The organism is Nostoc sp., from assembly GCF_036917455.1.
Taxonomy (GTDB): domain Bacteria; phylum Cyanobacteriota; class Cyanobacteriia; order Cyanobacteriales; family Nostocaceae; genus Nostoc.
On record NZ_JBALDK010000082.1, the window covers coordinates 1 to 11659 of the forward strand.

9 protein-coding genes are annotated in these 11659 nt (G+C 45.8%); 3 read left to right on the forward strand and 6 right to left on the reverse strand.

The window, feature by feature from the left end; translation table 11 throughout:
* From secA to surE, 6 genes are all read right to left on the reverse strand, one after another.
* Positions 1-2784 (reverse strand): preprotein translocase subunit SecA (gene secA, locus V7K42_RS09010; RefSeq protein ID WP_334915438.1); only part of this gene is annotated, 2784 nt, incomplete at its 3' end.
* 565 nt (positions 2785-3349) lie between these two features.
* A complete protein-coding gene (locus V7K42_RS09015) occupies positions 3350-3952 on the reverse strand; it encodes a cytochrome C (RefSeq protein WP_334915440.1) in 603 nt (200 codons plus the stop codon).
* A 215-nt stretch (positions 3953-4167) separates the two neighbouring features.
* Positions 4168-5076: an AAA family ATPase gene (locus V7K42_RS09020; RefSeq protein ID WP_334915442.1), complete on the reverse strand. Its 909-nt coding sequence runs from the start codon at positions 5074-5076 to the stop codon at positions 4168-4170.
* Between the two features lie 226 nt (positions 5077-5302).
* Entirely contained in the window at positions 5303-6376 is a 1074-nt protein-coding gene (locus V7K42_RS09025; RefSeq protein WP_334915443.1) for a bifunctional riboflavin kinase/FAD synthetase, read from the reverse strand.
* Between the two features lie 617 nt (positions 6377-6993).
* The gene (locus tag V7K42_RS09030) at positions 6994-7890 is read right to left on the reverse strand and encodes an MBL fold metallo-hydrolase (protein ID WP_334915445.1); all 897 of its coding nucleotides are present in this window, start codon (positions 7888-7890) and stop codon (positions 6994-6996) included.
* A gap of 286 nt (positions 7891-8176) precedes the next feature.
* Entirely contained in the window at positions 8177-8974 is a 798-nt protein-coding gene (surE, locus tag V7K42_RS09035) for a 5'/3'-nucleotidase SurE (protein WP_334889013.1), read from the reverse strand.
* Between the two features lie 256 nt (positions 8975-9230).
* On the opposite strand from surE, the gene pheS reads away from it, so the two are divergent.
* From pheS to V7K42_RS09050, 3 genes are all read left to right on the forward strand, one after another.
* On the forward strand, positions 9231-10223 hold the full coding sequence (gene pheS, locus V7K42_RS09040) for a phenylalanine--tRNA ligase subunit alpha (protein WP_334915447.1): 993 nt from the start codon (positions 9231-9233) through the stop codon (positions 10221-10223).
* Positions 10224-10708: 485 nt separating this feature from the next.
* Positions 10709-11002 carry a DUF433 domain-containing protein gene (locus V7K42_RS09045; RefSeq protein WP_334888989.1) on the forward strand — a complete coding sequence of 98 codons (294 nt, stop codon included), beginning with the start codon at positions 10709-10711 and terminating at the stop codon, positions 11000-11002.
* Positions 10999-11211 carry a DUF5615 family PIN-like protein gene (locus V7K42_RS09050; RefSeq protein ID WP_334915449.1) on the forward strand — a complete coding sequence of 71 codons (213 nt, stop codon included), beginning with the start codon at positions 10999-11001 and terminating at the stop codon, positions 11209-11211. The genes V7K42_RS09045 and V7K42_RS09050 overlap by 4 nt, the downstream gene beginning before the upstream one ends.
* The last annotated feature ends 448 nt before the right edge of the window (positions 11212-11659 follow it).

The following is an 11659-nucleotide window of genomic DNA, read 5'->3' on the forward strand; positions in this document are numbered from 1 at the left end:
CTCAGACGAAGCCTGCATCATCTGCTGCGGCTGGGGCTGGAACATAAACAACGAATAAACCACATCTCGGCGAATGTTGACCATCATATCCAAGAAGAGTTCGTAACCCTCGCTCTTATATTCAATTAGCGGGTCTTTTTGACCGTAACCACGTAATCCCACCGATTCGCGCAAGGCATCCATTTGTTGCAGGTGTTCCCGCCACAGGGTATCAATGCGTTGCAAAATAAAGAAGCGTTCAGCTTGGCGCATCAGTCCGGGTTGAACTTGGTCAATCTGGGCTTCTTTGAGGTCGTAAGCTATTCGCACCTGTTCGTGGAGGAAGGCTTTAATCTCGCTGACTGACATATCTTCTAATTGATTTGGCTGCAAGTCTGCTAGCAGATAGACAAATTCTTTGACTTTCTCAACCAACTTTTCTAACTCCCACTCTTCCGAGGGCAAGTCTACGTTGATGTAGTAGTCTACGATGTCATCCATCGTTTTTTCAGCGTACTTAATTACCTGTTCTTTCAAATCTTGACCTTCTAACACCCGGCGGCGTTCGGCGTAAATAGCACGACGTTGATTGTTCATCACCTCGTCATACTCAAAAACCTGCTTACGGATGTCGTAGTAGTAGGTTTCTACTTTTTTCTGTGCGCCTTCCAAACTCCGGGTGAGCATCCCAGATTCGATGGGCATATCTTCTTCTACGTTGAAGGCTTGCATTAACCCAGCAACACGTTCGCCACCAAAAATCCGCAGTAGGTTATCCTCTAAACTGAGGAAAAATCTCGTGCTTCCAGGGTCGCCTTGTCTTCCTGCACGTCCCCGCAACTGGTTATCAATCCGCCGCGATTCATGGCGTTCTGTACCAATTACGTGTAAACCACCGATTCCCACCACTTCATCATGTTCGCGGGTAGTAAATTGTTCGTATTCTTGCTTAATCCGCTTGTAAGCTTCCCGCAATTTAAGAATCACCGGATCGTCTATGGGAGCTTTTTCTGCGGCTACAGCTACCTTGTCTTCTGCTTCCAGTTCCGGTAAACTGCGATCGCCATACTCACGGACTGCAATTTCTACTGCGTCTTTGAGTAGTTTTTCTGTCTCTTTTGTCAATTGGGTGGGGAAAATTTCTGGTGAAGCCCGCCAAGTTTTAACTTTTTTGCCAGGGACAAAGCCTTGACCACCACCGTGTCCAGTTGGTAATCCAGCTGGTCTTTGAACGCCAAAGTTATCTTCATCTTCTGGCATCACAATTCGGGGCATGAAGTATTCCCGCAGCTTCAGACGTGCCATGTATTCGGAGTTACCACCCAAGATGATGTCTGTACCCCTACCTGCCATATTAGTAGCAATAGTAACAGCACCTTTGCGTCCAGCTTGGGCAACGATTTCCGCTTCTCGCTCGACGTTTTCCGGTCGAGCGTTGAGTAATTCGTGGGGAATCTCTAGTTGCTTCAGCAGTCGGCTGAGAAGTTCGGATTTTTCGACGCTAGTGGTTCCCACTAATACAGGTCTGCCGAGTTGGTGCATTTCGGCACATTCTTTAGCGATCGCGCCCCACTTGCCAGCTTCTGTCTTAAAGACCATATCAGACAAGTCTTCGCGTCTTCTGGTTTGGTTAGTAGGAATTACCGCAACTTCCAATTTGTAAATTTTTTCAAATTCTGGTTCTTCCGTTTTTGCCGTTCCGGTCATTCCACCCAGTTTTGGATACAGCAAGAACAGATTTTGATAAGTAATTGTCGCTAGAGTTTGAGTTTCTGGCTGAATCTCTTCGTGTTCTTTGGCTTCAATAGCCTGGTGTAGTCCATCACTCCAACGCCGTCCGGGTAGCACCCGACCGGTAAATTCATCTACAATTACCACTTCCCCATTGCGGACGATGTAATTTACGTCCTTGAGGAAAAGTTCTTTGGCTTTAATCGCATTGAAAACGAAGTGCGCCCAAGGATCTTCTGGGTCAAATAAATCTGTGACTCCCAAAAGATTTTCCGATTCAGCAAAGCCTTCATCTGTCAATAGCACGTTACGAGCTTTTTCATCCACATCATAATGCTCGTCTTTTTTGAGTGTGAATGCGATTTCGGCAGCTTGCAGATACTTTTCTGTAGGTCTTTCCACCTGCCCAGAAATAATTAGAGGTGTCCGCGCCTCATCAACTAAAATCGAGTCTACCTCGTCAATCACGCAATAATTGAATGGGCGTTGCACCACATCTGCCATTGATGTCGCCATGTTATCCCGCAGGTAGTCGAAACCGATTTCGCTGTTGGTGACATAAGTGATATCGCAATCGTAGTTTTTCTGGCGTTCGCTGGGAGTCATGCTTGACTGGATTAGCCCCACACTCAGCCCCAAAAACCGATGCACCTGCCCCATCCATTCAGCATCCCGACGAGCCAGGTAATCGTTCACAGTGATAACGTGTACACCTTTACCAGTCAGGGCATTTAAATAACTCGGCAAGGTTGCTACAAGTGTTTTACCCTCACCAGTTTTCATTTCGGCAATTTGCCCTACGTGCAAAATGATACCGCCAAGCAGTTGGACATCAAAGTGCCGCAAGCCTAAGACTCGCCGTCCTGCTTCCCGAACAACGGCATAAGCTTCTGGCAATAGGTCATCCAGGGCTTCGCCTTTGGCAAGTCGTTGTTTAAATTCGACAGTTTTACCTTTTAACTCCTCATCAGAAAGAACCTTAATTTCTTCCTCTAAAAGGTTAATTTCAGTAACAGAAGGCTGGTATTTTTTAAGCTTACGAGCGTTGGGGTCGCCCAACAAAAGTTTTAACATGGCAGGTTATAGAACTGAATCAAGGGGATGGGGATTAAAGGGTCGGCATTGATTATAAACATTTAACCCAACCCAACCGTCTTGGTCGTGGATGGGTGTGAAATGAGAATTACCTCAAAAACAGGAGAAAAACTAGTCAGTTAGTTTCTTAAATGATTGGTTTTAACTCTTATCTTACTATTTAGTCTTTCTTCATAGTATCATTTTGCCCCCAGATGAGAGAGCAGGGGGCAGAGGGGCAGGGGAGCAGGGGGGAACTTTCTCAGGATCTTTCCCCGGATTTCTCACTACATGTCGATTAAGCCTGCGCTTGAGCAGGGGAGCAGGGGAGGCAGGGGGAGCAGGGGAGCAGGGGAGCAGAGGAGAGTTCAAATACCAAGTTCTTTCCCCTCTGCCCCTCCTTCGCCTCAAGCTTGTGAGAAATGCGAGTATTAGTTTTTTCTTCCCTTGCTTCCCCTGCCTCCCCTGCCTCCCCTGCCTCCCCTGCCTCCCCTGCCCCTCTGCCCCTCTGCCCATCCTTCCCCTCAAGCTTGTGAGAAATGCGGGTTTCCCCTCTCTCTGCCCCCTATCTCCTCTGCCCCTCTGCCTCTTGTGATGTCAGGCGGCGAAAATTGTAGTCACTAGCACTAGGATGACAACTGACACAGCTACCAACCTGGACGGGACGTGGTAACTTCACTCCTGGATGCAAAGCTTTGAAATAACGCGAGTTATTGACGCGATAGGGTGTTTCTTCATCGTCTAGCTGAACGCGGGAGAAAGTCAAAAGATATTTCCACACCAAAATGCGCGGCGGATCGACTAGAGGCTTTAATTGTGCGCCGTAATGCTGCGAGTCTTGCAGGAGATTTTTCCAAGTTTGGGTGGGTAAAACGGCTGGTGGTAAGGCAATGTGGCAGGTAGAGCAGTTTTCTAAGTACAGTTCTTGCCCCAGTTGGTACTGGGCAGGTACTACGTCAACCGTGCCAATTTCGGTGGGGGGTGTAGCACTTTGGGCATTAGTTGCTAAGGCTAGCAGCCAACCCATAGCTAGGCTCCACGTAACGATTACCAAAAGTAAACCAAAAAATTGGCGTTTAAATTGGCGTTCGGCACTTTGCTGTGGCGTTTGGCGTTGGCGTAGCCCGCCGTAGGCATCGCGGGTTTTGCGCTTAATAAAAATTGACATTCCTCACATTCCCAGATATTTAGAAGTGGCGCTTGTGCTAATCATAGGACTTACGCAGTATTGGTAGTGTTTCGGATTTTGTGTAAGTAGTTTTATTAATGGCAAGCCGCTTTGCGTCTATATATCTCTAAGATTAATAACACTGAAGCTATGCAAGAAAAAATCTCTTGGTAGTTTTAACCTGACTCACTCTCAAAACTACCTTTTTTATTACCTTAAGGAATAGGAACCGATCGCAATAATCGCTCAACAACAGTTCTTGCATTCCTTCCTCCTCTAGGAATCAGGCGATGGCAAAGAACGTGAGGGACGAGAAATTTTACATCATCGGGAATAGCATAATCACGCCCTAATAGAAAAGCTAGCGCTTGGGCCGCCCGTTGTAATGCTAATGTGCCACGCGGACTGACACCAAGGGCGATTTCCTCATCTTGGCGTGTTGCTCGCACCAATTCGAGGATGTACTGTTGCAAGGAAGTCGCGACTTTTACTTGAGAGCAGAGGTAACGCAATTCCTGTACTTCTGCCAAGGTAATACAAGGCTGTAAATCAGCAACCTTCACACCATTTTGGAGATTTTGCAGCATCAGGAGTTCTTCTGACTCCGAAGGATAACCTAAACTTAGCGACAACATGAACCGATCCATTTGCGCTTCCGGCAAAGGAAAAGTACCTTGATACTCAATAGGGTTTTGAGTGGCAATGACAAAAAACGGCTGGGGAACTGGACGAGAGACACCATCGACTGTTACCTGATGTTCTTCCATCACTTCCAGCAAAGCTGACTGAGTGCGGGGTGTAGCGCGGTTAATTTCGTCAGCTAGGAGGATATTGGCAAAGACTGGCCCAGCAAGAAAAGTAAATTCACCGCTTTTTGGGTTCCAGATATTGGTGCCAGTAATATCAGTTGGTAGTAAATCGGGGGTACATTGTAGTCGTTGAAACCTGCCATCTAGCGAACGAGCCAAGGATTTAGCAAGCAGAGTTTTACCAACTCCAGGGACATCTTCTAGGAGGGCATGACCACCACCTAGCAAGGCTACTAGCACTAAGCGTATTGCCTCAGCTTTACCAACAATAGTAAGAGCCAGATTTTGGGTTAAAGCGTCAATTTTTTCTCTCATGCAGCGCGGGGAGTGGGGAATGGGGAATAGGGAAGCAGGGGGGCAGGGGGGCAGGGGGGCAGGGGGAGCAGGGGGAGCAGGGGAGGTAGGGGGAGCAGGGGGACAAGGGGGAATTATTGAATAAGTTTCTCCCTTGTCTCCCCCCTCTTCCTTGTCTAACTTGTCTCTTCTTCATACCCAATGCCCAATGCCCAATTTCCCTAAATACATTGTTCCCACTCAGCACTCAGCACTCAACACTCAAAACTTCTTTGGCAACAACGCAGTCAAGTTGAATTTGTGTTTTCAGGGCTTCTAGAGAAGGAAATTTTTGTTCGGGGCGCAAAAATTTAACTAGTTCTACAGCCAGTTTTTTACCATACAAATCACCAGACCAATCGAATAAATGTACTTCCGCAGATGAATAAGTACCATTTACAGTTGGGCGGTTGCCGATGTTCATTACGCCCAAGCTCTCGCTAGAAGGAGCATCTGATGTTTCACTGAGAGTAAAAATGCGGACAGCGTAAACTCCTTGGCGGGGCAAAAACTTTTCTTTTGGTAGTTGGAGGTTGGCGGTGGGAAAGCCAATGGTTCTGCCTAATTGTTGACCTTGAACGACAATACCCAAGAGAGTGTAGGGACGACCTAGTAGTAGATTTGCGTTTTCGATGTCCCCTTGCTCAAGGGTTTGACGAATCAATGAAGTGCTAATGCGGGCATCTTGAGTCGGGGTAGTACTGACGCAACTGCTTTGAGTGGGCGAGTCACCTGTATAAGTTTGCAAGGGAACGATGGTAACGGGGATATTGTGTTTGGCGGCGATTAATTGCAAATCTTTAGCAGTACCACTGCGCTTTTCGCCAAAACAAAAATCCTGCCCGATGCTAATTCGCTGGCATTGCAGTTGTTGCACGAGAATTTTTTGGACGAATTCTTCAGGGGTCAACGCAGACAATTCTTTGTCAAAGGGTAGTAGTACCAGTTGTTCTACCCCAAGCGATCGCAATTGTTGGACTTTTTCATCCAGTGGCGTTAATAAAGTCCGGGGTTGCCCCGTAAAAAACTCCTGTGGATGGGGGTCAAAGGTGACAACTGTTGAGTAAGTATATTCTTGATTTGTTAGTTGTTGATTTTCCTTTGACTGCGGAGTACTGGCTACTGACAAGCGATCGCCAGCGTGCAAGACTGGTTGAATTACCCTTTGATGGCCAAGATGAACACCATCAAACTTGCCAAGGGCAACAGCAGTCGGCGTTAGCAGCCCTTCGCTCGAAGAAGCAACCCACACAGAACACCCATTTTGAGACAAATTTAGCACGTGGATTCTGAGATTTTAGGTTTATTTTAGCTATCAGCAGGAAGCTACTTTATGGTAAACCGCCTTGAGGAGGACATTCACCAACTGCCCATGAGGTCTTGTGCTCTCGCCCAAAACCCTAAGCCACAGGAAGTAGCCCCAGATGGTGTACGAATTTTAGATTTTAGATTTTAGATTTTAGATTAATGCCCTGCCCCTCATAGGCTGAACAAATCCAAAATCCTCAGTTTAACCCTGAGCCTTCGCGTAGCGTCTCGCAGAGAAGACAGCGATCTTTTTCAATCCAAAACCCAAAATTCAAAATCTAAAATTGGTTGACAGCTAATTGCTAGTTCCAGATAACCACAAATACCAAAGCTAAAAAGGCTCTAGTTCCTTGTTGAGACTAGCAACGAGGTTTTAGGCTCAGTTCAGCCGCAAGAGAGGGCTTCTGTGGGTGTCTAGGCTGTGTTGGTGAATCTATAAAGTGTTTCCTCCTGTTGTCGCCCTTATCCTATGGTTTGCGTGACAACTCTGGGCAGCGCTGTCTCACCGTACAGCCAACAGGTACGCTCTCGCGCTGAAAGCTTCTGATCACCAATCTAATCTAAAATCTCCAATTCCTCCGATCGCAATCTTTAAGTCGAAAACTTACTAACAGGAAAAGATTCTGATAAGGCTACTGAGGTGGCAATCTGAAGTACCAATTCTTCTCGTGCCATGATCGCTCCGGGAAATTTCGCAGCTGCTTGTTTCCCTACACCATCTAAAAAGTCATCATCGTGTGCTGGATCGTGGTGGTAAATCACCAGAGTTTTGACATTAGCAGCTTGTGCCACTTTCACAGCTTCTTGCCAAGTAGAATGTCCCCAGCCAATTTTGGGGGATTTTGGAGAATGATATTCTTCGTCTGTGTAGGTGGAATCGTAAATTAGAATATCAGCATTCCGAGCTAACCACAGCACATTGTCATCGAGTCGGTCGGGAAAATGTTCGGTATCGGTGATATAAGTAGCAGCACCACCACGCCAGTTGACGCGGTATCCTACGGCTTCACCTGGATGGTTTAAAGGTGCTGTTTCTATGGTAAGGTCATCGATGTGGATTGGTTGCCCTGGTCGAATATCGTAGAAATTTAAATTAGCTTGCATAATCTGCAAGGGTACGGGAAAGTTCGGGTGCAACATTTGATCGTTGAGGCGCTGTTCTATAGTAGAACCATCAGGTGCGATCGCGCCGTAGATATGAAAGTCATTTCCCTTTACAAAACCTGGGCTAAAGAAGGGAAAACCCTGCATGTGATCCCAGTGAGAATGGGTAAAAAATATATGAGCTTCTAACGGCATCTGGCGCAACAAAGATTGCCCCAAAACATGTAGTCCTGTGCCAGCATCGAAAACTAAGCGTTTATCGCCCGCTTGCATTGATATGCAAGGGGTATTACCGCCGTAACGAACAGTGTGTGGCCCTGGACTGGGGATGCTGCCGCGAACGCCCCAAAATTGTACGGTAAATTGGTTCTCTATCCTAGACATAGGTGTTGCTTGCTGGACTGAGCGGGCGATATTTTGGATTAGCTGCTTTATTTGGTTTAAGTTTATGCTGTCTAACTGATTTTGGTAGAGGGAGGATTTCTTGGTAAAACAGCATACCCTGTTTCTGACCGATTGTGTAAATGTGAATGAAATACTTTCAGGTAAAATTTTTTAGCTTTTAGGGTGAATGTGTATCAGTTATTTCAAGAGTGCCCCTACGTTATAGCCTACATTCTTATCGAATGCATTTGAATAACCCCAGTTTTATCCTGATAAATCAAATGATTTACGGAAAATTAAATTCCCAGTCAGACAATTTATCTAGTCCAGTTGCGTAGGTAAGATTGTACTGTAATGGAGTGATACTGATGTGGTTTTTACGGACAACACTTACGTCTGTCGGTACATTTTCAGGTAGATTTAATCCAGTTGGAGGTTCTACATCCTCAATTACCTCTCCAGTCAACCAGTAGTACGTTTTTCCACGAGGATCGACTCGTTTATCAAACACATCAATGTAACGCCGCACTCCTTGACGGGTAAGAGTAACACCGGCAATTTCTTCCCACTTAACAGGAGGAATATTGACGTTGAGCAACATTAAATCTGGCAGTGGTTTTTGGGCTAACTGGTCTACGAGAACTTTGGCAAACTTGGCAGCAGGTTGAAAATCTTTAGATGTATGACTAATAAGACTTAACGCTACGCTGGGAATGCCTTCAATTAGACCTTCCATTGCTGCCGAAACAGTGCCGGAATATAATATTTCAGTTCCCAAATTGGCTCCTTGATTAATGCCAGAGAGAACCAAATCGGGGGGAGTATCTAGCAAAGCCCACAGTGCCAATTTGACGCAATCTGAAGGCGTACCATCGCAAGCCCAAGCTTTGACAGCAGGATGAAAAATTGACTCCACAATTTCGGCACGAATGGGTTGGTGGAGAGTTAATCCATGTCCAGTTGCCGATCGCTCACGATCTGGGCAAACTACACTCACATCATGACCTGCCTCTGCCAAATAGTTGGCTAGGGTACGAATCCCCAAGGCAGAAACTCCATCGTCGTTGCTAATTAGTAATTTCATAGTCATTGGTCATTGGTCATTGGTCATTAGTCATTAGTCATTAGTCATTAGTCATTAGTCATTAATCATTGGTCATTAGTTATTTGTTATTTTTTATTTGTTATTTGTCAATGTCTGAGGTCACAAGTAGCAAAAAACATTTATACTCACTAGTACACTGTAGCGAGAGTTTGCCCCTTATCTGTAAGTTGATTTATCGAGCAGTTCACGGCTTTTGACTATAGACTAATGACTAATGACCAATGACTAATAACTAATGACTAGCAATTTAGAAGCTCAACTTTTAGCACTGCGGCAGTCAGGAGAAAAAGCGATCGCAGCCGCCGACACCCTAGAACGTCTAGAAGAACTCAGAGTTAATTATCTGGGTAAGAAAGGGGAACTGGGGGCACTGTTGCGAAGTATGGGGCAAATGAGCGCAGAGGAACGACCGAAAATTGGAGCGATCGCCAATACAGTCAAAGAATCTTTGCAAACTAGTCTAGACCAACAACGCACCGCTCTGGAAGCCGCGCAAATTCAGGTACAGCTAGAGGCGGAAACTCTGGATGTAACTATGCCAGGAATTTACAGCCCCCAAGGTCGCATTCATCCCCTCAACGGCATTATCGACCGGGCGCTGGATATCTTTGTTGGTATGGGCTACACGGTGGCTCAAGGGCCAGAGATGGAAACAGATTATTATAATTTTGAGGCTCTCAATACTCCGCCTGACCACCCCGCCCGTGATATGCAGGATACCTTCTACCTGCCAGATGGCAATCTTCTCCGCACTCATACCTCGTCAGTGCAAATTCGTTATATGGAAAGAGAAGAACCACCGATTCGGGTTGTGGCTCCAGGGCGAGTTTATCGGCGAGATAATGTAGATGCCACTCACTCGGCTGTTTTCCATCAAATCGAACTTTTAGCCATTGATGAGGGACTAACTTTTACAGACCTCAAAGGCACAATTAAGGTATTTTTACAAGCAGTATTTGGCGATTTACCGATTCGCTTTCGCGCCAGTTATTTCCCCTTTACCGAACCCTCGGCTGAAGTAGATTTGCAGTGGAATGGTCGCTGGCTGGAGGTGATGGGCTGCGGGATGGTCGATCCGAATGTACTTAAGTCTGTGGGTTATGACCCAGAAATTTATACTGGTTTTGCTGCCGGTTTTGGGGTAGAACGCTTTGCAATGGTGTTACACCAAATTGATGATATTCGTCGCTTGTATGCTAGCGATTTGCGATTTTTGCAGCAATTTTAGGGAAGCGATCGCTTTAAATAACAGGCAACATTGAATCGAAAAACGATTTAACTTCCCTCACGCGGACTTTGATGTTAAGTAAGCTTTGATGAGATGAAAAGGAGTCGGAAGTCAGAATTCAGAAGTCAGAATTCAGAATACCCTATGCCAGTTCGCGCAGCGTCTCCAAGAGTTGTCAGAGGTTTCAAGCAAGGAATACTTTTCTTCTCCTACACGACTGTACGCATACCCCGGATTTGTCACCACATCTCGATTACAGCCTGCGCTTGAGCAAGGAAGCAAGGGAGCAGGGGAGCAAGGGAGCAAGGGAGCAGAGTTCAAATACCAAGTTCTTTCCCCTCTGCCCCTCTGCCCGTCCTTCCCCTCAAGCTTGTGAGAAATGCGGGATACCCAAGCGATTTTCTAGTCTGGTAAACCAGCCTGCTGCTGACCAAAACTATTGATAAACTAGAGACAACGCCAGTTCTGCTTCCTTCATTCGTTCTATGTTTGCTGAAACCTCCTCGCGCTACGTTACCCGTAACCCTGAAATTTTGAGTGGAGAGCCAATTATTATAGGTACTCGGACATCTGTTCGTGCCATTGTCGGTTTGTGGCGATTGGGGATTATGCCAGAAGAAATCCTAAACCATTTGCCACATCTAGCCCTGGCACAAGTGTTTGATGCCTTGAGTTTTTATCTCGATCATCAGGCGGAGATTAATGAATACATTGAGCGAAACCAGATACCAAATGAATTGATACACCCATCTGTAAAAGCTATACTGGGGACATTGTGACGGTTTTTGCTGCACTTTACAGTGATGAGGACATGTCAGCGTTGGTTGCTACACTGTTACGCTCGCGCGGTTTGGATATCACAACTGTTTCGGAACAAGCAACCCTCGGCAAAACTGACCGTGAGCAACTAGAATTTGCAACTTCTATGAGCAGATGTTTTTTGACACATAACCGTGTCGATTTTGAGCGGTTGCATTTCAGTACATAGAGGAGAATAAAGAACATTTTGGGATTATCGTTGTGCCTCAGAAAAATGCTTATGAAGTGGCACAACGGATTGGTATTCTGGTAAACACACTAACGGCTGATGAAACTAGAAATCAGTTGTTGTATGGATGAATTGTTCCAAATTCAAAATATTAAGGTGGTCGGTGAATTACACTAACCACTTTTTGAGACTTTATTTAACTATTCCTGAATGACCGAGGATATCTCCTAAAGGTTCAAATTTACCACCTAAATATTTTGCAAGAAACTCTTGTGCGATCGCAACAACTGGCTAGACAATTCAAGACAGCCGCTACTAATGTTATTAAGAGAAGTAAGAGGTATGGAGCTTGAGGTGCGATTCGTTCAGTCTAAATAAGTAGTAATACTTAGGGACGACTGGCTAGGTTCAAGCCTAGATAACTGAATAACAATGTAGGTGTGAAACC